This is a genomic window from Acidovorax sp. 106 (assembly GCF_003663825.1).
Lineage (GTDB): Bacteria > Pseudomonadota > Gammaproteobacteria > Burkholderiales > Burkholderiaceae_C > Acidovorax.
On the sequence record NZ_RCCC01000001.1, the window covers coordinates 1,590,552 to 1,617,536 of the forward strand.

The 26,985-nt window shown below is 66.1% G+C and carries 18 protein-coding genes; 6 read left to right on the forward strand and 12 right to left on the reverse strand.

Annotation, left to right across the window (positions count from 1 at the left end):
* Window positions 1-47 precede the first annotated feature (47 nt).
* Window positions 48-1,208 (forward strand): DNA-processing protein DprA, encoded by a 1,161-nt coding sequence (gene dprA, locus C8C98_RS07090; RefSeq protein WP_121453683.1) that lies wholly within the window; start codon window positions 48-50, stop codon window positions 1,206-1,208.
* 37 nt (window positions 1,209-1,245) lie between these two features.
* On the opposite strand, the gene C8C98_RS07095 is transcribed toward dprA, so the two are convergent.
* The 6 genes from C8C98_RS07095 to C8C98_RS21765 all read right to left on the reverse strand — a co-directional run bounded on the left by C8C98_RS07095 (window position 1,246) and on the right by C8C98_RS21765 (window position 11,103).
* Window positions 1,246-3,639 carry a DUF1631 family protein gene (locus C8C98_RS07095; RefSeq protein ID WP_121453684.1) on the reverse strand — a complete coding sequence of 798 codons (2,394 nt, stop codon included), beginning with the start codon at window positions 3,637-3,639 and terminating at the stop codon, window positions 1,246-1,248.
* Between the two features lie 17 nt (window positions 3,640-3,656).
* Window positions 3,657-4,610 carry a protein translocase subunit SecF gene (gene secF / locus C8C98_RS07100; protein WP_121453685.1) on the reverse strand — a complete coding sequence of 318 codons (954 nt, stop codon included), beginning with the start codon at window positions 4,608-4,610 and terminating at the stop codon, window positions 3,657-3,659.
* 11 nt (window positions 4,611-4,621) lie between these two features.
* A complete protein-coding gene (gene secD / locus C8C98_RS07105; protein ID WP_121453686.1) occupies window positions 4,622-6,508 on the reverse strand; it encodes a protein translocase subunit SecD in 1,887 nt (628 codons plus the stop codon).
* A 109-nt stretch (window positions 6,509-6,617) separates the two neighbouring features.
* Entirely contained in the window at window positions 6,618-6,953 is a 336-nt protein-coding gene (gene yajC / locus C8C98_RS07110) for a preprotein translocase subunit YajC (RefSeq protein WP_121453687.1), read from the reverse strand.
* A 422-nt stretch (window positions 6,954-7,375) separates the two neighbouring features.
* Window positions 7,376-10,948, reverse strand: coding sequence for an indolepyruvate ferredoxin oxidoreductase family protein (locus C8C98_RS07115; protein ID WP_121453688.1), 3,573 nt, complete (start codon window positions 10,946-10,948; stop codon window positions 7,376-7,378).
* On the reverse strand, window positions 10,945-11,103 hold the full coding sequence (locus C8C98_RS21765; protein WP_158600146.1) for a hypothetical protein: 159 nt from the start codon (window positions 11,101-11,103) through the stop codon (window positions 10,945-10,947). Before C8C98_RS21765 ends, C8C98_RS07115 begins: the two co-directional genes overlap by 4 nt.
* A gap of 167 nt (window positions 11,104-11,270) precedes the next feature.
* Here C8C98_RS21765 and C8C98_RS07120 point away from each other — a divergent pair, with 167 nt between their 5' ends.
* The 3 genes from C8C98_RS07120 to C8C98_RS07130 all read left to right on the forward strand — a co-directional run bounded on the left by C8C98_RS07120 (window position 11,271) and on the right by C8C98_RS07130 (window position 14,292).
* Complete coding sequence (locus C8C98_RS07120) at window positions 11,271-11,759, forward strand: Lrp/AsnC family transcriptional regulator (RefSeq protein WP_121453689.1); 489 nt, start codon at window positions 11,271-11,273, stop codon at window positions 11,757-11,759.
* 196 nt (window positions 11,760-11,955) lie between these two features.
* On the forward strand, window positions 11,956-13,707 hold the full coding sequence (locus tag C8C98_RS07125; protein ID WP_199726565.1) for an MFS transporter: 1,752 nt from the start codon (window positions 11,956-11,958) through the stop codon (window positions 13,705-13,707).
* Between the two features lie 138 nt (window positions 13,708-13,845).
* The gene (locus C8C98_RS07130) at window positions 13,846-14,292 is read left to right on the forward strand and encodes a hypothetical protein (RefSeq protein WP_121456101.1); all 447 of its coding nucleotides are present in this window, start codon (window positions 13,846-13,848) and stop codon (window positions 14,290-14,292) included.
* Between the two features lie 708 nt (window positions 14,293-15,000).
* Here C8C98_RS07130 and C8C98_RS07135 read toward each other — a convergent pair.
* Both C8C98_RS07135 and C8C98_RS07140 read right to left on the reverse strand, forming a co-directional pair.
* A complete protein-coding gene (locus tag C8C98_RS07135) occupies window positions 15,001-16,956 on the reverse strand; it encodes a phosphatase PAP2 family protein (RefSeq protein WP_121453690.1) in 1,956 nt (651 codons plus the stop codon).
* A 161-nt stretch (window positions 16,957-17,117) separates the two neighbouring features.
* Complete coding sequence (locus C8C98_RS07140) at window positions 17,118-18,341, reverse strand: murein transglycosylase A (RefSeq protein WP_121456102.1); 1,224 nt, start codon at window positions 18,339-18,341, stop codon at window positions 17,118-17,120.
* Between C8C98_RS07140 and C8C98_RS21880 the strand changes: the two genes are divergently transcribed.
* Entirely contained in the window at window positions 18,274-18,432 is a 159-nt protein-coding gene (locus C8C98_RS21880) for a hypothetical protein (protein WP_199726566.1), read from the forward strand. The two genes, C8C98_RS07140 and C8C98_RS21880, sit on opposite strands and share 68 nt — an antisense overlap.
* A gap of 162 nt (window positions 18,433-18,594) precedes the next feature.
* Complete coding sequence (locus C8C98_RS07145; protein ID WP_121453691.1) at window positions 18,595-19,239, forward strand: OmpA family protein; 645 nt, start codon at window positions 18,595-18,597, stop codon at window positions 19,237-19,239.
* 29 nt (window positions 19,240-19,268) lie between these two features.
* On the opposite strand, the gene C8C98_RS07150 is transcribed toward C8C98_RS07145, so the two are convergent.
* Genes C8C98_RS07150 through C8C98_RS07165 form a run of 4 tightly spaced genes read right to left on the reverse strand, consistent with a single transcriptional unit; the run spans window position 19,269 to window position 26,951 of the window.
* Entirely contained in the window at window positions 19,269-19,898 is a 630-nt protein-coding gene (locus C8C98_RS07150; protein WP_121453692.1) for a response regulator transcription factor, read from the reverse strand.
* A gap of 5 nt (window positions 19,899-19,903) precedes the next feature.
* Complete coding sequence (locus tag C8C98_RS07155; protein WP_233574479.1) at window positions 19,904-21,955, reverse strand: nitrogen regulation protein NR(II); 2,052 nt, start codon at window positions 21,953-21,955, stop codon at window positions 19,904-19,906.
* A complete protein-coding gene (locus C8C98_RS07160) occupies window positions 21,952-22,770 on the reverse strand; it encodes a carbon-nitrogen hydrolase family protein (RefSeq protein ID WP_121453693.1) in 819 nt (272 codons plus the stop codon). Before C8C98_RS07160 ends, C8C98_RS07155 begins: the two co-directional genes overlap by 4 nt.
* Window positions 22,770-26,951, reverse strand: coding sequence for a YhdP family protein (locus C8C98_RS07165; RefSeq protein WP_121453694.1), 4,182 nt, complete (start codon window positions 26,949-26,951; stop codon window positions 22,770-22,772). Before C8C98_RS07165 ends, C8C98_RS07160 begins: the two co-directional genes overlap by 1 nt.
* Between the last annotated feature and the right edge of the window lie 34 nt (window positions 26,952-26,985).

The window sequence follows — 26,985 nt, forward strand, 5'->3', positions numbered from 1 at the left end:
GTTTTGCATAGCCCCCACACAAACCTTCCAACCCTCATTGGCCAACTATGGACCGGGACGAACTGGGCGCATGGCTACGGCTTGCCACGACCAAAGGCATTGGCAACCAGGCTGCGCGCAAGCTGCTAGCGGCCTTTGGCCTGCCTGCAGGCATCTTTGCCCAGCCTGAAGCGATCCTGGGCCAGTGGGTGACGCAGCGCCAGGCCCAAGCCCTGAGCACGCCGCCCGCCGAATGGCCAGATTTGCTGGAGAAAACCTGGCAGTGGCTGCAAGCGACCGATACCCCCGAAGGAGTGGCCCGGGACATCATCACCCTGGGGGACAGGCGCTTTCCCCAGAGAATGCTGGACACCGAGGACCCGCCCCTGATGCTGTACGTGATGGGCGCCCAAGCACTGGTGCAGGACACCCCCTTCAGCGAGGGGCAATGCCTAGCTGTGGTGGGCAGCCGCAATCCCACGGCACAGGGAGCAGACAACGCCTACCAATTTGCCAAAGCACTGCGCGCTGCGGGGCTGACCATCGTGTCTGGCCTGGCACTGGGCGTAGATGCCGCCGCGCATGAAGGGGCCTTGGCCGATGTAGCGCCGGGCGACGCCTCAGAGCAAGCCGCCACCATCGCCATCGTGGGCACGGGTCTGGACCGCGTCTACCCCAGCAAACATCTGGCACTGGCCCACCGCATTGCCCGGCACGGCCTGCTGGTCAGCGAATACCCGCTGGGCACACCGCCGTTGGCCGGCAACTTCCCCAAGCGCAATCGCATCATTTCCGGCCTATCGCAAGGCACCCTGGTGGTAGAGGCCGCATTGGCCTCGGGCTCGCTGATCACGGCCCGCATGGCATCCGAGCAAGGCCGAGAAGTGTTCGCTATTCCGGGCTCCATCCACGCCCCCCAATCGCGGGGCTGCCACGCACTGATCAAGCAAGGCGCCAAGCTGGTCGAGTCGGCCCAAGATGTTCTGGAAGAATGCCGATGGTCTGCCGCCCCGCGCGCACCCGAAGCGGTGACTGGCGATGCTCCTGCAGCAGCCACCGAAAGCCCGCTGCTGCAGGCCATAGGCTACGACCCGGTCGGGCTGGACGCGCTGGTCAGCCGCACGGGCCTGGACACGGCCAGCCTGCAAGTACAGCTGCTGGAATTGGAGTTGGACGGCGCCATCGCTAGACTACCTGGCGCGCTGTTTCAGCGCATGGGGCGCGGGTAGGGCCTACGAAGCAGGCCACAACCGGGCCTGGCCCAAATCAGTCGAGCAAGCGCTCAGGGTTGGCGTCCAGCTTGGCCAGGGCGTCGCGGGTGGCGCGCATGGTGAGCCCCTCTTCGTCCTGGGCCACCAGCAGCCCGGTCTGCAGATAGGCCGCCAGCCGGTGCAGCTGGATCAGGTAGCTGCTGCCATCGACGGCTGCAAACAAATGCAGCTGCTTGCGCTTGCTCTGCCACGCGTATTGCACCTGGGCCGAAGACCCATTGTGGTCCAGCGTGTACCAGGTACCGGGCTTGAGGTCTTGTGCCCAGGCCACCATGGCGTCTTCCACCGGGGCACCATTGTCCGCAATCACGAAGATCGAGGATGCGTCGATGCCGAGCATCATTTCGATGCTTTCGGAATTGAGCGGCATGTCGCCCAGCGTGGCATCGTTGATGAAGTCTTCCAAATTGGCCAAGCGCTTGGACATGGCCTCGATGTGCGCTTGCGGAATGCTCGCCGTCTTGGACAAAAATGCTTCAGCCAGGGTGTCCGTCAGCACCTTGATGCGCGCATCCTGCTCAGCCCCCGTCACACCAATCAACGTCAGCCCCTGGCGCAGGCGTTGCAGCAAACCGGGCAGTTGCTGGATCACCAGCGAGCGGTCGGTGCGGTTGGGCTTGGCGCTGGCGGCCCACACCAGATCGGCCGCGGTCTGCTTGAACATCACCGTGTCCGCATGCTGCGCACCATCGCGCACCGCAGACAAGGCCAGCACCTCGGCCCAGGTCTTGAAGAGAAACTCACGGATCTCATCGCGCACCGGCATGTCGCGCAACATGGTCCGCAGCTCGATGGTGTATTGGATGGCCAGCGTCTCACGCTGCTCCACCTGCTGGGCCACGCTCACCAGACGCGACGTGGCCTGCTTTTCGGTCAGGAACTTGGAGAGGAATTTCTCAAACTCTTCGTACACCAACTGGAACACACGGCGCCCGGTCTCGGGGTACTGCTCAATCACCTGCACCACTCGGCGGATTTCTGCCTCCAACGCGCTGCCGTTAATGGCCGTGGCATCAAAGCCCATGACGCAAGCCCCCATGCGGTCAATCAGTTGGCGTGCAGGGTGGTCCAGGTTGCTGAAAAACTCGGGCTCTGCCAGGGCCACCCGCAACACCGGCACCTGCAAGCGCGCAAACCAGACCCGCACGGCAGGCGGAATGCGGTCTTCCGCCAGGATGCTCTGGAACATGAGCGCCACCACCTCAATGATGGCCTTTTCGCCCGGGGTGACGGCTTTTTTCTTGAGCTCGACCGAGCGTTCGCGCACGGCACCAGCCACCTGCACCACGGCAGCGGGACTGTAATCTTCCATGAGAGTGGCCACGCCGCTGTAATAGGTGTCTGCCTGAACCCGCTGCGCAGACAAGGCATGTGCCAGCGCAGCAGAAGCTGGTGGAGCCTTGACCATGTCAAAGCCGGTCGCTGGCTGGGTCAACAACTTGCGCAACTGGCCCATCACCCCCTGTGCACGCTGGCGGGCACGGATCAATGGCGTCATGCCCGTGACGGCGCCGTAGCCTCCACCCACCATGCCTGGCTGGGGGGCCATGTACTGCCCTTGCTGGGGGGACATCATGGGGCGCTGTTGCAAAGGCTCGCCCCGGCCAGATGCCGGGCCACCCCATCGCGCGCCCGGCGCACCTTGCATGCCCGCCATGGCATCACGCGACTGGGCCAGCGCCTGGGAGGCCAAACCGCCCGCCCCGGAGGATGCAGCGCCCCCGCCCACGCCACCCGAAGCGGTGCGGCGCACGCGCCCCCGCATGTCCGTGGGCATGGCCACACCTTGCTCCACATAAAAAACGTTGACGGCCTGGTAGTGCTTCTGGACCTGCTTGGCCAGCTCACGCTGCAGCGGATCCACCACCGTGAGCAAATCGGTGCGGGGCAAGCCTGCATCAACCCATTGCTCCACCAGCTTCAAGCATACCGTCTCGATGCGCAGGATGTCGGTGCTGTCCATGTCCTGGCCCTCCAGCACCTGCGTGCGCTGGCGCAAGGAGTCAAACTGCTGGCTGACCTGCTCAGCCACCGTGATGGCCATGCGGGCGGCCACGATCTTGTTCTCCACCACATCGTCGCTGAGCAGCTCAAACTGGCTGCCCAGCACTGGCTGCCCCTGGCTGCTGCTGGAGTGGGGGGCCAGCGCATCGCGCCAGGTCTTGGCCGTGCGCTCCAGCCAGGCCGTGTGGTGTTGTTGGTACAGCAGCCAGGCGTCGCGCCGGGTCTGCATTTCGCGCTGGGTGCCTGTTTGCGCCAAAAGCGCCGACAGGAACTCGGTTACTGTCTTGTCCAGGTCCGGCAGACTGGTGCACAACCCCTCAACGAAGCGCTGGCGCGCCTGGCGCGCCAGACGACGTTGCGCTACGAGGGAGTCGTTTGTCTGCATGCGTAGATATTACCGGGTCAGACGGCGGCTCCGGCATTGGGGTCATTGGGATCACCGGCGTCTTTGCGCGGACCCGACACCAGATCTTCGCGTTTGACACCCAGCCACATGGCAATGGCTGCGGCCACGAACACCGACGAGTAAATGCCGAACAAGATGCCGATGGTCAAGGCCAGCGCAAAGTAATGCAGGCTCGGGCCGCCGAAGAAGAACATGGACAGCACCATGATTTCGGTGGAACCGTGGGTGATCATGGTCCGGCTCATGGTGCTGGTGATGGCGTGGTCGATCACCTCGTGCGTCGTCATCTTGCGGTACTTGCGGAAGGCTTCGCGGATACGGTCAAAGATAACAACCGACTCGTTCACCGAGTACCCCAGCACCGCCAACACGGCGGCCAGCACCGACAGCGAGAACTCCCACTGGAAGAACGCGAAAAAGCCCAGGATGATCACCACGTCGTGCAAGTTGGCGATGATGGCCGCCACGCCGAACTTCCACTCAAAACGGAACGCCAGGTAGATCACGATGCCCAGCACCACCATGCCCAGCGCCATCAGGCCGCCGTGCACCAGCTCATCGCCCACCTGCGGGCCCACAAACTCGGTGCGGCGCAGCACCACATTGGCATCACCAGCCTTCAGCGCCTGCAACACCTGCTCGCTTTGCTGCGCCGACGTCACGCCCTTTTGCACGGGCAGGCGGATCAGCACGTCGCGGGGCGTGCCAAAGCTTTGGACCTGCACATCGGTGTAACCCAGGCCCGACACCGTGTCGCGCACCTTGGCCAGCTCAGCGGGTTGGCTATAGGCCACTTCCATCACGGTGCCGCCCGTGAACTCCACCGACAGGTGCAACCCGCGAGAGAACAGGAAGAACACCGCCAGTGCAAAGGTGATGAAGGAAATCGCGTTGAAAACCAACGCGTGCTTCATGAAAGGGATGTCTTTTTTGATGCGGAAGAACTCCATGTCTTCCTCCTTTATTGCGACTTGGCCACGGCTGTGGCGTCCGACTCAGGCTTCCAGACCTGGCCGATGGAAACGCTCTTGAGCTTCTTCTGGCGGCCGTACCACAGGTTCACCAGGCCGCGCGAGAAGAACACCGCCGAGAACATGCTGGTCAAAATGCCGATGCAGTGCACCACGGCAAAGCCGCGCACAGGGCCCGAGCCAAATGCCAGCAAGGCCAGGCCCGCGATCAGCGTGGTCACGTTCGAATCCAAAATCGTGGCCCACGCACGGTCATACCCGGTGTGGATGGCCGCCTGCGGCGCCACACCAGCGCGCAGCTCTTCGCGCACGCGCTCGTTGATCAGCACGTTCGAGTCAATGGCCACACCGATGGCCAACGCCATGGCGGCAATACCGGGCAGCGTCAGCGTGGCCTGCAGCATCGACAAGATAGCCACCAGCAGCATCACGTTCACCGCCAGCGCAATGCTGGAAATCACACCGAACAGCAGGTAGTACACGCACATGAATGCGGCAATGGCCGCCAGGCCCCACACCACGCTGTGGATACCGCGCTCGATGTTGTCAGCACCCAGGCTAGGGCCGATGGTGTATTCCTCGATGATTTCCATGGGCGCGGCCAACGAGCCTGCGCGCAGCAGCAGCGCGGTGTTGTTGGCCTCGGCCGTGGTCATGCGGCCCGAAATCTGCACACGGCCGCCACCAATTTCAGAACGAATGACGGGCGCCGTCACGACTTCGCCCTTGCCCTTTTCAAACAGCACGATGGCCATGCGCTTGCCGATGTTCTCGCGGGTGATGTCACGGAAGATGCGCGAGCCCTTGGCGTCCAGCGTCAGGTTCACGGTGGGCTCTTGCGTCTGGCTGTCAAAACCCGGCTGGGCGTCGGTCAGGTTCTCACCGGTCAGGATGACCTGCTTCTTGACGATCACCGACTGGCCACTGCGCTCGGGGTAGCGCTCGGTGCCAAAAGGCACGGGGCCACGGCCTTGCTCGGCAGCGCGGGCTTCGGTGCTTTCTTCGACCATGCGCACTTCCAGCGTGGCGGTGCGGCCCAGAATGTCTTTGGCCTGGGCGGTGTCTTGCACGCCAGCCAGTTGCACCACGATGCGGTCCTGGCCTTGCTGTTGGATCACGGGCTCGGTCACGCCCAGCTCGTTGATCCGGTTGTGCAGCGTGACGATGTTCTGCTTGACGGCTTGCTCTTGCACCTTGCGCGCCGCCTCGGGCTTGATGCTGGCGCGCAGGCGCAAGCCGTCGCCATCGGGCTGGCTCACCACCTGCAGGTCGACAAACTGGTCGCTGATGAGGTTGCGCACCTTGGTCTGCGTGGCTTCGTCGGCCACCTTGATGTCGACGATCTGGCCATCGCGCGAAATACCGTTGTGGCGCACGTTCTTTTCGCGCAGCGCGGTGCGGATGTCACCGGCATAGGCTTCGGCCTTTTTGGTGAGGGCCGCCTGCATGTCCACCTGCAACATGAAGTGCACGCCACCGCGCAAATCGAGCCCCAGGAACATGGGGCGGGCGTGCAGCGCGCTGAGCCAGCCGGGGGTGCGCGAGATCTGGTTCAGCGCCACCACGTAGCTGGGGTCGTTCGCATCGGGCACCAACGCCTTTTGAATCACGTCCTTGGCCTTGAGCTGGGTTTCCAGCGAGTCAAAGCGTGCGCGCACCGAAGTGCCCTCCACCGCCACGCGCTCGGCCGTCAGGCTGGCGGCCGCCAGGGCCTGCTCCACCCGCTGCGCCACAGCGTCGTCAATTTTGACGCCGCTCTTGACCGCAGAGACCTGCACTGCAGGCGTTTCACCAAAGAAATTGGGCAGGCTGTACAAGGCACCCACCAGCAGCACGATCACCAGGATCGCCCACTTCCAGACCGGATATCGGTTCATGATCGCGCTCTTACCTCACGGAAAGCTATCGGGGCGGGCGACGCCGTGGCCGCTGCCCCTGACGAAGGCTGGCAGCGACCACCGCTGCCACGCCCTGACTTCAGGTTCTTTACTTCACCGTGCCCTTGGGCAGCACTTGCACCACGGCGCTGCGCTGGATCTGCACTTCCACGTTGCTGGCGATTTCAATGTGCAGGAAGCCTTCGGACAGGCGCGTGACCTTGCCGATGATGCCGCCCGACGTGGCCACTTCGTCGCCCTTGGCGATGGCATCAATCATGGCGCGGTGCTCTTTTTGGCGCTTCATCTGGGGGCGGATCATGACGAAGTACAACACCACGAACATCAGCACCAATGGCAGCATGCCGGTCAGCGAAGACATCAGGTCGCCACCACCTGCAGCGGCGGCAGGAGCGGTCTGGGCAAAAGCAGAAGAAATAAACACGGCAGGGACTCCACAGCGGATGGTCAAAACGGTCGGAATTCCACACGGCCAGCGCCAGGGTGCCGAATGGGAAATTCGTTGATGCAAGAAAGAGGTCGACATCGTCGCCAGGCAAGGCGCCAACCGCAGCGATAGCCGTCGCTATCGCGAGGATTGGCAACGCAGCCTGGCGGCGATGCTCGGCGTCTTTATGCAACGAATTCCCCATTCGGGGCCCTGGGCGCCCGCCATGGGGTAACCGGGCATTGTATGCGGCACCCCGCCCAAGCCCAAGACCAGATGCGCCTGGGGGAGTTGGCGGGTGCCAGCGCCACGCCGCATTCCAATAAAAATAGCCCCTAGCGCTGGATATACAAGCGCTAGGTGCTATAAATTTAATAGCGACAAACGCACCGCGCTGCCTGCGAAGCAACGCGGTGGCCTCAGGCAGCCTGGCGGTGGGCCGCTGCCCCGGGGTTGCGCCACTGGGCCATCAGGCCGCTCCATTTGGGGCGCGCGGCCTGCAGGTGGCGCTCCTTCACATGGCCGTAGCCACGGATCTCTTCGGGGATGCGGGCAATCTCCACGGCCAGGGCCAAGTTGTCGCTGCTCAGGCGCTCCAGCAGCTCGTCGATGCAGGCACGGTATTCCACGATGAGGGCGCGCTCGGTGCGGCGCTCTTCGGTGTTGCCGAAAATGTCGAGCGCCGTGCCGCGCAGGCCTTTCATGCGGGCCAGCAGGCCAAAGGCTTTGCGCATCCACGGGCCGTAGCTTTGCTTGAGCAGCTCGCCCTTGGCGTTCTTCTTCGCCAGCATCGGCGGGGCCAGGTGGTGCACCAGCTTGTAGTCGCCTTCAAACTGGGCGGCAATCTTGTCGGTGAAGGCTTTATCGGTGTGCAGGCGCGCCACTTCGTACTCGTCCTTGTACGCCATCAGCTTGAACAGGTAGCGCGCCACCGCCTCGGTCAGGCGGGTGGTGCTGCCCAGCTTGGCTTCAGCCGCTTGCACCTTGTGCACAAAGGCCTGGTAGTCGGCCGCATAGGCTGCGTTCTGGTAGCCGGTGAGGAATTCAATGCGCTTGGCGACCATCTCGGCCAGCGCGGGTTTCTTGACGAACTGGATCACCTGTGCGGCCTGGAACAAGGCTTGCACCGCCGCCAGGTCGTGCGCACAGCGGCGGCCCCATTCGAAGGCGGCCTTGTTGTTGTCCACCTGCACGCCGTTCAATTCCATAGCGCGCATCAGCGATGCGAACGTCAGCGGCACGCGGCCCTTCTGCCAGGCGTAGCCCAGCATCAGCGGGTTGGTGTAGATGCTGTCGCCCAGCAGCTGCGTGGCCACCTGCTCGGCGTCAAAGCTGCCCACACCGCCCGCGCCCACGGCAGCGGCAATGGCTGCATCGCAGTTGCCACCGGGGAACTGCCAGTCGGGGTTGTTCACAAACGCCGCCGTGGGCGTGCCGTGCGTGTTGAGCGCCACAAAGGTGCGGCCCGGCTGCATGACAGCCAGGGTGTACTTGTGCGCGGCAACGATGGAGTCGCAACCGATCACCAAGTCGGCCTTGGCCGTATCGACCTTGGTGGTGTAGATGGCGTCGGGCCGGTTGGCGATCTGGATGTGGCTCCAGGTGGCGCCGCCCTTTTGCGCCAGGCCGCCGGCGTCCTGCGTGATCACGCCCTTGCCATCGAGGTGCGCAGCCATGCCCAAGAGCGAGCCGATGGTGATGACCCCCGTGCCCCCCACACCGCCCACCACAATGCCCCAGGCGGTTTCGGCCACGGGCAGCACAGGTTCAGGGATGTTGGGCAGTGCCGACAGGTCGCCCTTCTTTTCCTTCTTCGGCTTTTTCAGCTGGCCGCCCTCCACCGTCACAAAGCTCGGGCAAAAGCCGTTGACGCAGGAATAATCCTTGTTGCAGGTGCTCTGGTTGATGCGGCGCTTGCGGCCAAACTCGGTCTCCACGGGCTCCACGCTCAGGCAGTTCGACTTCGTCGAGCAGTCGCCGCAGCCCTCGCACACCAGGTCGTTGATGACCACGGTCTTGTCGGGCGTGGCCAGCTTGCCGCGCTTGCGGCGGCGGCGCTTTTCGGTCGCGCAGGTCTGGTCGTAAATGATGGTGGTGCAGCCCTTGATCTCGCGGAACTGGCGCTGGATGGTGTCCAGCTCGTCGCGGTGGTGCACTGTCACGCCTTCGGCCAGCGGTACACCGTCGTACTTGTGCGGCTCGTCCGTCACGATGACCAGCTTGGCCACGCCTTCGGCCTTCAGGCTGTTCATGATCTGCAGCACCGAGTGCCCCTCGGGCCGCTCGCCCACGGTCTGCCCGCCGGTCATGGCCACGGCGTCGTTGTAGAGCACTTTGTAGGTGATGTTCACCCCCGCCGCAATGCTTTGGCGGATGGCCAGCAGCCCGCTGTGGAAGTACGTGCCGTCGCCCAGGTTGGCAAAGATGTGTGCGTCGGTGGAGAAGGGCTGCTGGCCCACCCAGGTCACGCCCTCGCCACCCATCTGCGTGAAGGTGCTGGTGCGGCGGTCGGGCATCCAGTTGACCATGTAGTGGCAGCCAATGCCTGCCACGGCGCGCGAGCCCTCTGGCACGCGGGTGCTGGTGTTGTGCGGGCAGCCGCTGCAAAACCACGGCGCACGCTCGCCGGTGTCCACCTTCAACTCCGTCATCGCGCGTTCGCTGGCCTCGATGATGGCCAGGCGGGCTTCCATGCGGGCCACGATGTCGCTGGACACGCCCAGCTTCTTCAGGCGCTTGGCAATGGCCTTGGCAATGATGGCTGGCGTCAGGTCGGCCTTGGGGCGCAGCAGCCAGTTCTGGCTGGGGTTGGGCATGCTCCACTCGCCACCCGAGTTGTCACCTTCCACCTCGTCAAACTTGCCCAGCACATTGGGCCGCACGTCGGCGCGCCAGTTGTACAGCTCTTCCTTGATCTGGTACTCGATGACCTGGCGCTTTTCTTCCACCACCAAAATCTCTTGCAGGCCCTGCGCAAAGTCGCGGGTGATGGTGGCTTCGAGCGGCCACACCACGTTGACCTTGTGCACCCGAATGCCCAGCTGGCGGCAGGTGTCGTCATCCAGCCCCAGGTCCACCAGCGCCTGGCGCGTGTCGTTGTAGGCCTTGCCGCTGGCGATGATGCCGAAGCGGTCGTTCTTGCCCTCAATGACGTTGTAGTTGAGCTTGTTGGCGCGGATGTACGCCAGGGCCGCGTACCACTTGTAGTCCATCAGGCGCGCTTCCTGCTCCAGCGGCGCATCAGGCCAGCGGATGTGCAGGCCGCCCGGCGGCATCGCAAAGTCCTCGGGCAGGATGATCTTCACGCGGTCGGGGTCCACGCTGATGCTGCTGGACGACTCCACCACCTCCTGGATGGTTTTCATGCCCGACCACACGCCCGAAAAACGGCTCATGGCAAAGGCGTGCAGGCCCATGTCCAGAATCTCCTGCACGCTGCTGGGGAAGAACACCGGCGTGCCGCAGGCCTTGAAGATGTGGTCGCTCTGGTGCGCCGCCGTGCTGCTCTTGCTGATGTGGTCGTCGCCCGCAATGGCGATCACGCCGCCGTGCTTGGCGGTGCCCGCCATGTTGGCGTGCTTGAACACGTCTGAGCAGCGGTCCACGCCTGGGCCCTTGCCGTACCAAATGCCGAACACGCCGTCGTACTTTTTGCTTTGCGGATACAGGTCGAGCTGCTGCGTGCCCCACACCGCCGTGGCGCCCAGCTCTTCGTTCACGCCGGGCTGGAAAACGATGTGGTTCTCGGCCAGGTGCTTTTTGGCGGCCCACAGGGCCTGGTCGTACGTGCCCAGGGGCGAGCCCCGGTAGCCGCTGATGAAGCCCGCCGTGTTGAGCCCCGCCGCCGCATCGCGCTGGCGCTGCAACATGGGAAGGCGCACCAGGGCCTGCACACCGCTCATGAAGGCCCGGCCCTCGCCCAGGGTGTATTTGTCGTCGAGCGATACGGTTTCGATCGCCCTGCGGATGTGTTCAGGCAGCGGGGCGTTCACAGCACACCTCCTTCGCAAGCGCGCTCGACGCCAAATCCACCGCGTGCGGCATTGCCGCCCGCCACGTATTTGTGTTGCAACCCGCGTTGCGGGTTGTCATCCAGAGTGACCGTCTCCAGGGCTTTGCGGATCGATTCGGGTAAGGGGGCGTTCATGGCTGTCTCCGTGGGGGTGGCGGCCCTGCCACCACCTTGTGGGCGGCAGCGGGCGTCGAAATGGATGGCTTGCAGGCAGTTTAGGCAGGCGCGCCGGATATGTGCTTTCGTTTTTATGCCGTGTTTACCCTCGATTCAGAAAGGATATTTCTTAAAATCGCCATAACATGAACAATTTAGACAAATACGACCTCGCCATCTTGCAAGAATTGCAGGCCGACGCCAGGCTGACCAACGCCGAGCTGGCCCAGCGCGTGGGCCTGTCTGCCGCGCCGTGCTGGCGGCGGGTGCGGGCGCTGGAAGAGGCCGGGTACATCAAGGGCTACCGCGCCGAGATCGACCGCCACAAGATCGGCCTGGGCGTGCTGGCCTTTGTGCGGCTGGACGCCGACCGCAGCACCGGCAACCTCACCCGCGCCATGGAAGAAGCCATCCGCCAGATCCCCGAAGTGGTGGCCTGCCACTACATCAGTGGCACCGGCACCTTTGAGCTGCAGGTGGTGGCGCGCGACCTGGACAGCTTTTCGCAGTTTGCGCGCGATGTGCTGCTGAACCTGCCCAACGTGAAAGACATGCACACCAGCTTCTCGCTGGGCGAGGTCAAGGCCAGCGGCGCGCTGCCGTTGGCGCACCTGACGCAGCCCAAGGCCCGCTGAGTCTGCCCAGGCCTGCCCCTGGGGTTCTGGGCTGGGCGACTTGAATTGCTCTTTTTTTGATAGCTGCAAGCGCTTTATATATAAGCGCCGCAGCCCGTTTTTACTTAAAAAACGGATCTCCAAAATCCATGGCACAAGCCGGGTCGCCAGGCCTGCGCTGGGCACCAGGAGGTCAGACATCGCACAATCAGCGCACATGCCACCCCAACCCCACCGCGACAGCCCCTCCGACCACACGCCCGCCAGCGCAGGCGATGCCCTCACCCCGCCTGACGCTCCGGCCCTGAGCGCCGCAGAGCGCGCCGCACTCGCCCAAGGCACCGAAGAATCGGCCCAGCACAGCCTGGACCAAAGCGCCGCCGCCGGGGCCGTACGCTCCGACGCCTCGCTCTCGCCCTTCGCCCCGCTGTCGGTGCCCGTGTTTCGCATGCTGTGGCTGACCTGGGTGGCTGCCAACACCTGCATGTGGATGAACGACGTGGCCGCCGCCTGGCTGATGACCACGCTGACCACCTCGCCCGTGCTGGTGGCGCTGGTGCAGTCTGCGTCCACCCTGCCCGTGTTCTTGCTGGGCCTGCCCAGCGGCGCGCTGGCGGACATCCTCGACCGGCGCCGCTACTTCATGGCCACGCAGTTCTGGGTGGCTGGCGTGGCCGTGGTGCTGGCCTGCGCCATCGTCTGGGGCGGCATGTCGGCGCCGCTGCTGCTGGCCCTCACCTTTGCCAACGGCATTGGGCTGGCCATGCGCTGGCCGGTGTTTGCCGCCATCGTCCCTGAGCTGGTCAGCCGCCCGCAGTTGCCTGCGGCGCTGGCTCTGAACGGCGTGGCCATGAACGCCTCGCGCATCATGGGCCCGCTGCTGGCGGGAGCCATCATCGCCAGCGCAGGCAGCGCCTGGGTGTTTGTGCTCAACGCCGTGCTGTCGGTGCTCTCGGGCCTGGTCATCATGCGCTGGAAGCGCGAACACGTGCCCAGCCCGCTCGGGCGTGAGCGCCTGCCCAGCGCCATGCGTGTGGGCGTGCAGTTTGTGCGCCAGTCGCCCCGCATGCGCGCCGTGCTGTGGCGCATCTCCGTCTTCTTCTTGCACGCCACGGCACTGATGGCGCTGCTGCCGCTGGTGGCTAAGGGGCTTGAGGGCGGCGGCGCGGGCACCTTCACGCTGCTACTGGCCAGCATGGGCGGGGGCGCCATCGTGGCCGCCATGTTCCTGCCCCGCCTGCGCCAGGCCATGCCGCGCGATGTGCTGGTGCTGCGCGGCACGCTGCTGCAGGCTGCGGCCACCGGCGTCATCGCCTGGGCCCCCAATGTGTATGTGGCCGTGCCCGCCATGGTGCTGGGTGGCATGGCCTGGATCACCACCGCCAACACGCTCAGCGTCTCGGCCCAACTGGCCCTGCCCAACTGGGTGCGGGCCCGGGGCATGTCCATCTACCAAATGAGCATCATGGGCGCCACCGCCGCAGGCGCCGCGCTGTGGGGCCAGGTGGCCTCGCTCACCGATGTGCACACCAGCTTAGGCGTTGCCGCCGTGAGCGGCGGCATCGTGATGGCCGTGGTGCAGCGCCTGGCGGCCGACCGGTCCATCGAAGAAGACTTGAGCCCGTCCAGCGCCTTCAAGGCCCCCACCGCCCCCACCCCGCCCGAGGCCGGGCATGTGGTGGTCACCATCGAGTACTTCATCCATCCCGCCCGCGCCACCGAGTTCCGCGCCGTGATGCAGGAAAGCCGCCGCAGCCGCCTGCGCCAGGGCGCGCTGGACTGGCAACTGCTGCACGACATCAGCAACCCGACGCGCTATGTGGAGCGCATCGAAGACGAATCGTGGACCGAACACCTGCGCCGCTTTGACCGCGTCACCGCATCCGACGTGGCGCTGCGCGAGCGCAAGCTGGCGTTTCACACCGGGGACGCGCCCCCGAGGGTGACGCGGTGGACGGTGGAACGGTAGTATTTTTAGGCAATTTTCGCCTCCAGCGCTTATAGAACAAGCGCTGTCAGCTATGCATTCAATAGCAAACTAATGCATGTGGCCGCCGTGTTCAGACTGAACAGCACGGGCGCGCAACCCCGTGGACAATCACAGCCCATGAACCGCATCGCATATTCCCGCTGGCTGCTCTGCGCACTCTGCATCGCGCCCTGCGCCCAAGCCGCCGCCCCCGACCCATCCCTGCTCGGCTGCTGGCGCGCCACCGCCATCGTGCTGCACACGGTGGACGGCCAAAAGCTCGAAGACCGCTCTGGCCGCTGCACTCTCCAGTTCAAGGAAGAACAGCTCGATTCCACCTGCAGAACCAGCCGTGGCCTGGCCACCACCACCTACCGGTACCAAGTCGTGCGCCCCCAGGTGTACGCCACTACCCTGGCGGGCAGCACGGTCAGGGCGGAAATGACCACCACAACGCGCGAATACGCCTACCGCATCGAAGGCGACCAACTGCACACCGCGACCGTCGCACCGGCTGCAGCACCCGCAGCCTCTGCAGCCACCCCACGCACAGAAACCGACGCCACCAAGGTGCCCTGCCCCTGAGCCCCCGCTGCAGCCTGGGCCCCTGAGCCTCCGCCAGGCCGAGCGAAGCGATGGCCCGCACGGCTGTTCGGCTGTTCGGCATCCATCCCCTCTGTATGCGCCGAGGAGCGCAGCGGCCAGCGGATCAGGGCTCGCGACTGTTTGAGCGCAACGCAGTGAAGCGAGTTCGAGCGAGACCCCGCTGGACGCGAGCACCGCAGGTTGCCCGAAGCGAAGCGCAGGGACGCAGACAGTGGGGTCGCCTTCTTTTGCCTTCTTTTCTTGGCGACGCAAGAAAAGAAGGTGCGCCGCCGGGCGCACATCCCGGCACCCGCCCTTGGCACAGGCATGCAATCCGATCAACCCGCAACCCCCGGCTTCGACAAGCTCAGCCCGAACGGGTGGGAGTAGAGCCCAGGCTTCAACGGACTCAACCCAAACGGGTGGAGGTGGCGCCCAGGCTTCGACGGGCTCAGCCCGAACGGACGGGGAGGAGGTAGCGCCCCCGCGTCGACAAGCTCAGCTCAAACGTACTGGAGCCATCCGCAGATCACTCTCAATTTCATAGCTGCCCGCGCTAGCTCCATAAGCGCTACAGCCACAAAACACCTAAAAACACCCCATCACACCTGCGCAGGCAAGCAGCCATCAAGACGCCAACAGCGCAGGGGCCCGCCCCCTCCAACCCGCAGGCCCAGGCAGCCCCAAGCCCCCGGCGCGTTGCATCCCTCAGTTGCTCAACACCAACTGCACGCTGTCCCCGTTGTACACCGCCGTCGCCTTGAAGCCCGCCACGGTGATGGCGCTGAACGTGCCCTGCACCCGCTTGACGCGCAGCAGCGTCAGCGTGTCGCCCGCCTTGGGCGTGAAACCGGTGCGGAAGGTGACGAACAGGGGGCCTGCCAGCGTGGCGACGCCCGCCGTGCTGATCGTGCCTGCATCGGCTGCGCCCAGTTGCAGGGCCAGGGTGCCGGTGGCGGTCTGCGTCAGGCCGCCGGGCAGTTCCAAAGCAGCGCTGGTGTTGGTCAGCAAGGTGCCGCCCGCCACATACACCGCACCAGTGCCCAGGGCCTTGGCGGCATCGGCGCGCACGGTGCCGGCAGCGATTTCAGTGCCGCCGCTGTAGGTGCTGGCACCCGCCAGGGCCAGGGTGCCGCTGCCGCGCTTGGTCAGCTTGCCAGCGCCCGCAATGGGGTTGCGCCACACATCCAGGGCATGGAAGCCCCCCAGGGCTGCGTCCATGGTCACGTCCACATCGCCGCTGAAGGCGCCGTAGCCGCTGCCTGCAGCAAACAGGTTGAGGCGGCCATAGCCTTCGGCGTCGTCCATGACGGGGTAACCGGACGACAAGGCCGTGGTCTTGAGCACCACGCGGCGCTGCGCGTCGCTCAGATAAGGCAGCCGGGTTTCCAGCAACACTTCAGCGCCCTTGGGCACCACGGCAGGCTGCGTGGTGCTGCCAATGGGGGTGAAGCCAAACACCAGACGGCGCTGGTAGTTGAGCTGGTTGGCCGCGTAGTCGGCAAAGCGGTCTTTGTCCGTGCCCTGGCTGCGTGCAAAGGCAGCAAACTGGGCAGGCGTGGCGGAGCCCACGGCGGCCATCAAGGTTTGATGCGCTTGGGCGTAGGCGGCAGCGCGGGTGTCTTTGCTCGCTGCGGCAATGTTGCCCACCGCCGATGCCTGGCCCAGCATACGACCGCTGATCACGTCCAGCGGCGAGTGCATGCCAGCCATGATGCGGTTTTCGCCCAGCTCCAAGCCGCGTGCGAGCATTTCCTGGAAGCGCTCAGGCACCAAGTAGGCCATGGCCACGGCGTTGCGCACCGCCTCGGCGCTATGGCCGCTGGTGTAGCCGCCATCGGTGGCGGGGGTGCTGCTGCGCGCAGGCAGCAGCGTGGGTTCCACTTTCACGTCCGCGCTCCAGCGCCAGGGGCGGGCGTACTTGTAAAAGCGCTTGGCGGGCTCGGTGGAGGCGTTGGCGCCCATGCTTTCCACAAACGCAATCACGCGGCCAAACTCGGGGTTGGTGTCGCCCGACACGCCGGTGTTGTTGCCACCGTCGTTGTACAGCGTGGTGGTGGCATCTGCGGGCACAGTGGTGATGGAGGTGGTCTGGCGGGCGGCCTTGCGCCATGCATCGGTGAGCGGGCCCATGCCATCGGTCACGCTGTAGTTCTTGCCGCGGCGGTCGTCAAAGTAAGCAGCCTGGGATTGGGGGGCAGTGCGGGCGGTGGTGGTGCGCACCACAAAGTCGATGTTCTCTTTGTGCACGGCGGCGTTTTTGACCTTGCCATCGGTCGCATCGCCAGGAATGCCCGACCACGTGGATGCCACCACGGCAGGGAAGCCGTTGGCAGCTGGGGCGGTTTGCCCCGCATCCACCAAGCGGGTGCTGGGCTCCCAGATGTCCAGGAAACCCGCAAGCACGCGCACCCCCGCGTTGGTGTCGGCGGTGGCGTAGCGCGCATCGCCGCGCTGGTTGGTGGCGGCGGTGTCCACAAAGGCCGTCACGGTGGGCACGGGCGCCGTGTCGGTCACGCCCAACGCCTGCGGCATGGCCGGGGCCACGGGCTCATCGCCCCCACCCCCGCCACAGGCAGACAAGGCCAGCAGCGCGGCGATGGAGGTCAGGCGCAAACGCGCACCGGGCTGGGAAGCTACGGGGAGAAAACGGGCGAAGGGCATGGGCGATCCGAGCGGCAAAACGTAAAGCGCTGGATGCTAGGCACGGCCTGTGAAAGCTGCGTGACACCGCGCATGCCCTCGCTCGCAAGCCGCCAATGCACTATGAATTTAATAGCTGTCAGCGCTTTATTGATGGGCGCTGACAGCCAAAATGGTGTAAATCACCTCGGCCACAACACCCACAGCCGCAGGTTCTGCTTGAGCCGCCCGGCAATGTCCCCGGCCTCCGGGCCCCAGCCGGTGAAGTAGTCCGCCCGCACCGCGCCCAGGATGGCGCTGCCCGTGTCTTGCGCCAGCACCAGGCGGCTCAGTTGCACCTGCGGGCCGCTGGAGGCCAGCCACACGGGCGTGCCGTAGGGGATGCTCTGGCGGTCTACCGCGATGGAGCGGCCGGGCGTCAGGGGCACGCCCTGTGCGCCCTTGGGGCCAAAGCCTGCGTCCATGCCCACCAGAGGTTCTTCCTTGAAGAAGACGTAGCGGGGATTGGTCCACATCAGCTCGTTGGTGCGCTGCGGGTTGGCGGCCAACCAGGCGCGAATGCCAGGCCAGGTGGCGTCGCGGGTGTAGCCCTGGTCGAGCAGCCAGCGGCCAATGCTGCCGTAGGGCTGGTCGTTGGTGCCCGCGTAGGCCACCCGCAGCAAGGTGGTGGAGCCATCGGCCTCGGTGACGCGCACCCGGCCCGAGCCCTGGATGTGCAGCACCATGGATTCGACCGGGTCGCGCAACCAGGCGATGGCGCGGCCTTGCAAGGCGGCCTGGGCTTCGGGCAGGGTTTCGATCTGCTGGCGGGTGTACCAGGGCTTGCGGGCACCAAAGCCTGCGGGCAGGCGGTAGATGGGCACGGTGAAGCCGTTGCCGGGCTGGCGAGCGGCGTCCATCAGGGGTTCGTAATAGGCGGTGAGCAGGCCGTCGGGGTTGCCATCTGCGGCTTCTACGCGGTAGGGCTGCAGGCGCGCCACCATCCAGGCGCGCTGGTCTTCGCCGGTGGCGATGCTGAGCTGGCGCACCTCGCTGCACAGGGCGGTGAAGGGGGCCACGGGGCGCTCGCAGCTTTTGATCCAGGCGTTCCAGGCTTCGTGCAGGGCGTCGTCAGCAAAGCCGGGCAGTTCGGCCCAGCGCACCGGTGTCCAGCGGCTTTTGGGCTGGGCCAGGGGTGGGGGCAGCGGGCCGGTGTCGCCCGGCACGGCATAAGGCGCGGTGGGCTGGGGCGCAGGCATGCCCCCAGGGACCGAGGGGGATGGGGCGGGCGGGGTGGAGCAGGCGACGAGCGTTCCTACAATCAGCGCCGTTGCAACCAGGCGCAGGAGTGTCAATTTCATGGGGCTGATTTTGCTTGAAGCGCTGCTGGCGCTGGTGGTGTTGGTTGCAATTGTGTGGTGGACGATGTTTTCCGGCCGCAAGGGCGGGGAGCTGAACCTGCCGCCCCCCAAAGACGACCATGGCACGCCGCCTCCGCCCCCCTCCTCGCGCCCTTGACAGGCTGCGCGCAGGCAAGGCTCCGTCCTACATCCCCTTGGCCCGCAGGCTGATGGCGCGGGCCCTGGGCTGGCCTGACCATCGTCAGCATCCGGCAGCGGACTCACACTGAACGCGTACAGTTTTCGGGGGGCGCTGGCTCGGTTTTCAAGGAGCACACACATGCGCAAACACATTCTTCTGGGCGTCAGCGCCATCGTCGTTTTGGCCTCGGGCTGCGCCAGCATGGACGACACCCAGCGCCGCACCGCCACGGGCGCAGGCATTGGCGCGCTGGCCGGGGCGGTGATTGGATCGGCCACTGGCGGCAACGCAGGCACGGGCGCCGTGGTGGGCGCCGGGGTGGGGGCCTTGGGCACCTACATCTGGTCGCAAAACATGGAGCGCCAAAAGCGCGAGATGGAACAAGCCACCCAAGGCACCGGCATTGCCGTGACGCAAACGGCCGACAACCAGCTGATGCTGAACATCCCAAGCGATATTTCGTTTGCGGTGGGCCGCTCGGACATCCAGCCCAACTTTGCGCCGGTGCTGGACCAGTTTGCCGCAGGGCTGCGCAACAACCCGTACTCGGACGTGCGCATCGTGGGCCACACCGACAGCACAGGCAGCGATGCGGTGAACAACCCCCTGTCGGTGGACCGCGCAGCTAGCACCCGCAGCTACCTGGCAGCGCGCGGCGTGGACGGGCGCCGCATTGCTGTCGATGGCGTGGGCGAGCGCTACCCGATCGCCAGCAACGACACCATCGAAGGGCGCTCCCGCAACCGGCGGGTGGAAATTTTTGTGGGTGAGCGCCCCCGCTAAGAACCGCTTCTGATGCAGCGGCGCTGCGCTCAGTGGCTAGAGCGCAGCAGGTTGGCCAGCTCCACGGCCGACTTGACCTGCATCTTGTCAAACACGCGTGAGCGGTGCACTTCCACCGTGCGCACGCTGATGTCGAGCTGATCAGCGATCAGCTTGTTGGGCAGCCCTGCCACCACCAAGTCCATCACGTCGCGCTCGCGCTCTGTCAGGTCTTTGAGGCGCACCTGCAGGTCACTGCGCTCACGCAGCTGGGCCAGCCGCTCGCCCGACTGGGCCAGGGCCTGCTCAATGCGGTCCACCAGCGCGTTGTCGGAAAACGGCTTCTCACAAAAATCGAAGGCCCCGCGCTTGACGGCGTCCACCGCCGTGGGCACATCGGCGTGGCCGGTGAGGAAGATGACGGGCATGGTCTGCAGGTCGCCCCGCGCGGCCAGCAGGTCAAACAGCGCCAGACCACTGAGGCCAGGCATGCGCACGTCCAGCAGCAGGCAGCAGGGCTGGCGCTGGGGCGCACGGGTTTGCAGCATGGCGTCGAACGCCTCGGCGCTTTCAAACGATTCACTGGGCAGGCGGCGCGAGCGCAGCAGCCAGGCCAGCGCTTCACGCACCCCGGCGTCGTCGTCCACGATGTACACAGTCGCGTTGGATACGGGTTCCATCAGGGTCAGGTTTTGGAAGGTTGGTAAGCGGGCAGGGTGAAAGTGAATACCGTACCACGCGGCTCATGGGGGGCAAAGCCAAGGTATCCCCCGTGTTGCTCGACCACTGTGCGGCACAGGCTCAGGCCCAGGCCCATGCCCTCGGCGCGGGTGGTGAAGAAAGGGGTGAACAGCTTTTCGCCCACCTCTTTCGGGATACCGCTGCCGCCATCGGTCACCGAAAACTCCAGCCAGCCGCTGTGCATGTTCGATGCCGCGCGCTTGACGCGAATGTCCAGCACGCGGGTGTGGATGGCCGGGTCGTCCATGGCCTGCATGGCATTGCGGGCCAGGTTGAGCAGCACCTGCTCCACCATGGTGCGGTCGCAAAAGGCCGCTGGCAGGCCCGGCTCGACCAGGGTGTACACACGCACACCCAGCTTGCGGGCCTGCAGGTTCACCAGCGGCAAGATGGCATCCACCAGCTGCTGAGCAGGCACGGCCTCGCGGGCCTGGTCGCGGCGGCGCACAAAGTCGTGCACGCTCTTGATGACGCGGCCCGCGCGCTCGGCCTGGCGGGCGATCTGGCGCATGGCCATGCGCACATCCTGCAAGCTGTCAGCGCTGGGCTGTGGATCGTCGGCCGACGCAGGCTCCAGCAGGTTGAGCGAGCCCGTGGCGTAGCTGGAGATGGCGGCCAGGGGCTGGTTCAGCTCGTGGCTGAGCAGCGACGCCATCTCGCCCACCGTGGCCAGGCGGGCGGTGGCCTGCAGGCGCTCTTGCGAGGCGCGCGAGAGCTCCTCCACGCGCCGCTGCTCGCTGATGTCCAAAAACGCGCTCATCCAGCCGGTGTGCAGGCCCTGCGCGTTGATGAGTGGAGCCTCGATGATGAGCACCGGAAACCGGGTGCCGTCCTTGCGCATGAACTCGGATTCAAACCCTTCGCGCGGCGGCGTGTTGCCCGCAAAGCGGATGGCCTGGCGTTGGCGGTACTCCTCCACCCGCTCGGGCGGCCAATACAAGGCGGAGGCGGGGGCAGAGGTGCTGTGGCCCATCAACTCTTGCGCCGTAAAGCCCACCATCTCGCAAAACGCGGGGTTCACGTAGGTGATGCGCCCCTGCAGGTCGCGCGCACGCAGCCCCGTCACCAGCGAGTCTTCCATGGCCTTGCGAAACGCCAACGCATCGCCCAGGTCGCGCTCGGCGCGCAGGCGGCGGCGGTTGTCACGCACCAGCACCCACATCACCGTAACCAGCGCAATGGACATGGCCGTGACCAGCGCCGTGAGCACGTTGGGGAACACACTGGGCGCGGTGTGCCAGGTGTCCATGCGCAACACCAGCGTGGTGCCGGGCAAGTCCAGCAGTTGCTGCGCGGTGAACATGCGAGAGCCCCGGCGCGCAGCGCCCAGCACGGCCAGGCGGGTGCCGTCGGGCTCGGTGAAAGAGGCCTCCTGGCTGCGCGTGAGGCTGGCGCCCACCATGTCGGCCAGCACCGACTGCAGCGCATAGGTGGCGATCAAGTAGCCCGAGGCACGCCCACCCGTGCTCAGCGGCAAGCACAGCTCCATCAGCTCCGAGCCCAGCCCATCGACATGCGGCTGGTAGTAACTGCCCGAGTAGGCGGGGCTGCTCAAGCGGCGCGCCGTGCTGCAAGCCTGGCTGGCCTCAGAGTTGTTGTGCTCACGCAGCCCCCGGTCCCACAGCACGGCACGGTAGGGGCTTTGCACATGGGTGCGCAGGCGCATGGCGCTGTCGCGCCACTCCAGGCGCACCAGTTCACGCTGGTTGCGCAGCAGGTCTGAGGCCTCCACCTCCCAGGCCAGCAGGCCCGGGTCACCAGAGTTCAGGGCTTGCAGGCTTTGCAGGTTGCGGGTGAGTGCGGCGCGGATGTCCGACACCGCATCGGCCGTGTCGCGCTCCAGGTGCGACTGCACCTGGCTGGCCTCGTAGCGGCCCGCCAGCCACACCATGGTGACCAGCATCGACACCACCAGGGCAATGAGCGCCGTCCACAGCGACCAGCGGCGCCAAGCGCTGCGCCAGCGCCGCCAAATGGCGCGGGGGATGGTTTTCACAGGATGCGGTGCGCCAGGGCGGGCAGCTGCTGGCGCACGCTGTGCAGCCGGGCGGGGTCCAGGTCGGCCAGCACCACGCCAGAACCTTGGGCTTGCTGCGCCAGCACCTGGCCCCAGGGGTCAGCCACCAGGCTTTGGCCCCAGGTGTGGCGGCCGTTCTCGTGCACACCGCCCTGGGCGGGCGCCACCACGTAGGCCAGGTTTTCGATGGCACGGGCGCGCAGCAGCACCTCCCAATGGGCCTGGCCCGTGACGTGGGTGAAGGCACTGGGCACCAATAGCAGATCGGCCCCGGCGCTGGCATGGGCGCGGAACAGCTCCGGAAAGCGCAAGTCGTAGCACACCGACAGGCCCACGCGCCAGCGGTGGCCGTCGCGGGCGGGCAAGTCAAACTGCACAGGGGCGTTATCGCCAGGCTCGATCACCCGGCCCTCGTGGAACTGCTCACGCCCGTTGTCAAACCAGAAGAGGTGGATCTTGTCGTAGCGCGCCACGCACGCACCGTCGGGCGCAAACACCAGGGTGGTGTTGCGCACGCGCTCGGGGTCGGTGGTGCGCAGGGGCAGGGTGCCACCCACAATCCACAGCCCCAGCTCGCGCGCGGTGCGCGCCAAAAAGTCCTGGATCGGGCCTTGGCCCGGCACCTCCTGGTGGGCCAGCTTATCGGTGTCGCGCAGGCCCATGATGCAAAAGTACTCGGGCAGCACCGCCAGCTCGGCACCCGCCTGCGCGGCCTGTTCCAGCAGGCGGCGGGCGGTGGCCAGGTTGTCCTGCGGGCGGGGGCAAGACACCATCTGGATGGCTGCGACTTTCATCATGACGGGTCTCCGGTGTGGGTCGGCTCAGGCGATGCCACTTGCGGGGCGGGCGTGCTGTGGCCGGTGCTGCCCACCCCTTCGCGGCCACGGCGGGGCACACGCACCACACGCGGGTCGCTCCAGGCGCCATCCACACGAAACTCCTGCGTGGCCGCCTCGATCAGCGGGCCGCGCAAAAACACCTGCGCCAAGAAGCTGCCCAGCCCAATCACGGGGTTGATGGCCGTGGCCACCAGCGATGCCGTCATGGCGTTGATCTCAGGCACCACCACCACGCGCAGGTCCTGCGTTTCCTTGTCGATGTCGGCACTGCCTTCCATCAGCACGGCGGCGTTCACGCCCTTCATCTGCAGGTTGTTGGTCGAGGCCACGCCTTGCTCAATGTGCATGTCACCACGCACAAAGTCAAAGGCAAAGCCTTCGCTGAACACATCGCGGAAGTCGAGCGTGAGGCGGCGCGGCAGCGACTGCAGGCTGAGTACACTGAGCAGCTTGGCCAGGCCCGGGTCGGCCTTCAGAAACTGCCCGGCCTCGATGTTGAGGTTGACCTGCCCGGCCATGGTGCGGTAGTCGGGGCTGATAGGCGCGCCAATCCAGCCCACCTGCCCCTCCATGCGGCCCTTGCCACGCTTGATCACGTTGACCATGCCAAAGCGCCCCAGCAGGTCGCCCGAGTCGCGGATGTCCAGCTTGAAATTGAGCACCGTGCGGCGGTCTGGCGCGCGGGGGGCCGCACCCGCTGTAGCGGCCCTGGCCTGGTTGAGCACCGCCCAATTGCCGCTGGCCGTCAGGCTGGCCTCGGGGGTGCTGATGTTGAACTTGTTCAGGCGCCACTCGCGCTGGGCAGCGTCGCCAATGCGGTTTTGCGCCTCGATCTCGATGCGCCCCAGCTTGCGCCCACGCAGTTCAAAGTCGTCCACCACCACGTCCACAGCGGGCAGCGCACCGGGCTGCTCGTCCAGCAGCGCCTCCACCTGGGTGGCCTCGCTTTGCGGCATGTTCAGGCGCGACAGGCGGGCAAACAGGCGGCCACTGCCCATGTCACCCGAGGTGGGCTGGCGAAACTCCAGGTAGCCATTGAGCTCGGCCGCGTCGAGGTTGGCGCGCCACAGGTTGCCCTCGCGCAGGCCACCAGCCACCAGGTTGTGCAGGGTGCGGCCCTCGGCCGTCAGCTCGCTGGCGCGCAGGGCCAGCACATTGGGCAGGTAGTCCATGGCGGGGTTGGCCGCAGGCCCTGGGCCCATGACGGGCACGGGCCCAGGCCGGGCGGCCCCGGCCACCCCAGTGGACTGGGTGAACAAGCGCTCCCACGCGTCCACGTCCACCTTGCCCAGTCGGATGTTGGCGCCCACCCCTTCGCTCGGTTGCGGCGCCGATTCGCCGCCCAACAGGCCCACGCCAATCGCGCCGCGCAGCACCCGGGGCTGGGCGCCGCTCACATCGCGCAGGTAGGTGGCCGAGCCCACCGCACCCAGGTCCAGCGTGATCTGGTCGCGCAGTGGGGGCAAGGGCGCGCCCGCCGGGGTGCTGACCAACGACTCGCGCGCCACCATTTGCTCGTAACGCAGCGGCTGCAGGGCCTCGGCTGTTTTGCCCAAGGGCGCAGGCAAGTCCAGGGCCATGCCTTGCAAGGTGGTGTTGACCTGCAGCTCTGGCACCCCACGGCGAAACGACAGCGCCAGGCTGTAGGGCGCGCTGCCGGTGGCGTTGCGCGCCAGTTGCGCCACAAACCCCAGCGAGGGCGTTTGCTGCAGTCCCTGGGCCGTGGCCACACCCTGCGCGCGCAGCTGAATGGCCGCTTCGGTCGGTGGGGCACCGGGAGGCAGTGCGCGCATGCCGCCCTCCAGCCGCACATCGCCGCCCAGCGCGCGCGCCTGCATGCCGCTGAGGGCAAAACCGGTTTCAGAGAACTGCACCACGCCACGGGCACGGCCCATGGCGGGGGTGTCGGGAGTAATGCGCACCTCGTTGCCCGACAACGTCACGCTGCCCTGTACTTTGGACTGCGCGATGTCATTGATGGGCAAGCTCAGGCGCAGCTGCAGGTCGGCATTGCCGGTGCCGCTGGCCTGCGCCAGGGCGTTGCCCGTCATGCGTGCCAGGGGCGACGTCACCATCAATCCCAGCATTTCGGGCAGCGGGCCACGCGCCTGGGCATTGACGCCCACCACCGTGTGGGCCAGATTGGGAATCTGCGCTTCCACCTTGATCAGGCGTGTCTGCGGCAAGCCCATGAAGGTGCCTGAGGCGCCCCGCACCTGCATGGACGAGCGCTCAAAAATCAGCTCACCCGCCAATTGCGTGAGGGCGGGCCAGCGCAGGGTGTCGTTCGGCAACAGGCTGGGCGGCACGTAGGCATAGGTCACGTCCTTGACCTTGGCGGCAATGCGGAAGTCGCCCAGCTTGGGGTCGTTGAAGGGCATGTCGTGCAAATCGCCCTTGACCTTGAAGTCCACATGGCTGGCCACACCGGCCACCACGGCCTGCTCCACGTAGTGGCGAGAGTCTGCCGGGATGCTCAGCGGCAGGTAGCGGTGCACCCGCGTGCCGTCGGCACGGCTCAGCACGCCCGACAAATCCAGCACCCCGGGAAAGCGCGAGGCATGCGCCACACGGGCCGGGTCGCTGGTGTGCCAGGACATGCGGGCCTGGCCCTGGGCATCGACGTTGGCAAAGCGGATGTCGTTGGCCTGCACGGCAATGCGCTGACCCTCCAGTTGCCAGCGCACATTGGCGGTGAACTCATCCAAAGGCACCACCGGGTCTTCAAACACCCGGGGCAGCACCAAGGCCCCCGAGGCGATGGAAAGCGTCGCCTTGCCGCCCGTCTGGGTCAGGTCAAAGTCCACATCGGCGCCGCGCAGGCCGGGCGTGCGGGTGGCTTCAGTGGGGGCGGCGCCCGCCAGCGTCAGGCCCTGCACCTTGCCGCGCACCTGGTACTGCTGCAGCGCATCGAGCGGGCCCTTCCAGTTGGCCTGCACTTCTTGCACCATGCCCTTGGGCGCGTAGGTGGCGATGGCCTCGTGCGCCGTGGCGCCCAGTGGCAGGCGGCTGGCAATCTGGGCCAGCGCAGCCAGGTCCAGCTTATCGGCCCGAAAATCACCTTGCGCTGGGGCTTTGCCCGAAGCATCGGTGTACTGCAGCTTGAGGTTGCCACCGGGCCAGTGCAACCCATCGTCGGCCACAAACTGCAACGCCTGGGTCGAAAATTCAAAACCGCCCTGCAGGCGGCGCCCGCCCAGGCGCCCCTCGATGGAGGGCAACTCCAGCGCCTGCAAATCGGGGCCCAGGGTGGCATGCACATCGGCCAGCGCCAGGTCGGCCGTGCCGCCCACAATCTGGCCGCGCTGAATGTCGGCCCAAGCCCGCAGGGCCCCATGGCCCCGCGCCACCTCCACGCCCACATCGGCATGGTGGCGCAGGCGGGAGACATCAACCCGCGAGAAGTTGGCAAACAGCTGCCCGTTCCAGTGCTGCCAGTTGCTGTCGCGCACCCGCAAGAGCGGCGCACGGAACAGGCCTACCAGCGTAAACCGGTCGCCCCAGGCCTCGGGGGGCGTGGCGTCAATGCGCAGGCTGTGGCGCCAGTTGCCGTTGCGCAGTACCAGGTCCACGTTGCTCAACGCCAGCTCAGGGGCGCCGCGCAGCTCATCGTTCCAGCGCAAAGTGCCTTCGCGGATCACCACCTCGCCCTGCGAGAACAGCCAGTCGGTGGCCGCATTGCTGTCGCCCGTGCCTTGCGCCACGGGCAACCCGGCCACAAAGATACGGCCATCGGGCGCGCGGCGAATGTCCAGGTCGGGCGAGGCGATGTACAGCTGCTCAAACCCCCAGTGCAACAACGACCGGGGCGACAGCGACACCACCACCCGGGGCAAGCGCAAGGCGGCGCGGCCTTCTCCGTCGAGCAGGGCCACGTCCATCAGTTCAATCGAAGGGATCAGCCCTTCCGAGCGGGCCGATATGTCGCCAATGCGAACCGCCACACCCAATGCCTGCGAGGCACGCGCCTCGATCTGGGGGCGAAACTCACCGATTCGCGGCACAATCCAGCCATGAAGGGCACCCCAGGCCACGGCCAGCAACAGCCAGAAGGCCACCAGCAACCCCAACGACCACCGCGCAAACCCGGCCACGATCTTGAGCAAACGGGAAGGGCGAGGGGTCGGTTCGGTCATGTTTCGGTGGAAAGTGGGCGGAATTATGACCCGC

Bases quoted from the DNA above. Each gene is read 5' to 3' on its own strand.
- dprA (WP_121453683.1), top strand. From the start codon at position 48: ATGGACCGGGACGAACTGGGCGCATGGCTACGGCTTGCCACGACCAAA.
- C8C98_RS07095 (WP_121453684.1), bottom strand. From the start codon at position 3,639: ATGCAGACAAACGACTCCCTCGTAGCGCAACGTCGTCTGGCGCGCCAG.
- secF (WP_121453685.1), bottom strand. From the start codon at position 4,610: ATGGAGTTCTTCCGCATCAAAAAAGACATCCCTTTCATGAAGCACGCG.
- secD (WP_121453686.1), bottom strand. From the start codon at position 6,508: ATGAACCGATATCCGGTCTGGAAGTGGGCGATCCTGGTGATCGTGCTG.
- C8C98_RS21765 (WP_158600146.1), bottom strand. From the start codon at position 11,103: ATGAACGCCCCCTTACCCGAATCGATCCGCAAAGCCCTGGAGACGGTC.
- C8C98_RS07120 (WP_121453689.1), top strand. From the start codon at position 11,271: ATGAACAATTTAGACAAATACGACCTCGCCATCTTGCAAGAATTGCAG.
- C8C98_RS07125 (WP_199726565.1), top strand. From the start codon at position 11,956: ATGCCACCCCAACCCCACCGCGACAGCCCCTCCGACCACACGCCCGCC.
- C8C98_RS07130 (WP_121456101.1), top strand. From the start codon at position 13,846: ATGAACCGCATCGCATATTCCCGCTGGCTGCTCTGCGCACTCTGCATC.
- C8C98_RS07135 (WP_121453690.1), bottom strand. From the start codon at position 16,956: ATGCCCTTCGCCCGTTTTCTCCCCGTAGCTTCCCAGCCCGGTGCGCGT.
- C8C98_RS21880 (WP_199726566.1), top strand. From the start codon at position 18,274: ATGGGGCTGATTTTGCTTGAAGCGCTGCTGGCGCTGGTGGTGTTGGTT.
- C8C98_RS07145 (WP_121453691.1), top strand. From the start codon at position 18,595: ATGCGCAAACACATTCTTCTGGGCGTCAGCGCCATCGTCGTTTTGGCC.
- C8C98_RS07150 (WP_121453692.1), bottom strand. From the start codon at position 19,898: ATGGAACCCGTATCCAACGCGACTGTGTACATCGTGGACGACGACGCC.
- C8C98_RS07160 (WP_121453693.1), bottom strand. From the start codon at position 22,770: ATGAAAGTCGCAGCCATCCAGATGGTGTCTTGCCCCCGCCCGCAGGAC.
- C8C98_RS07165 (WP_121453694.1), bottom strand. From the start codon at position 26,951: ATGACCGAACCGACCCCTCGCCCTTCCCGTTTGCTCAAGATCGTGGCC.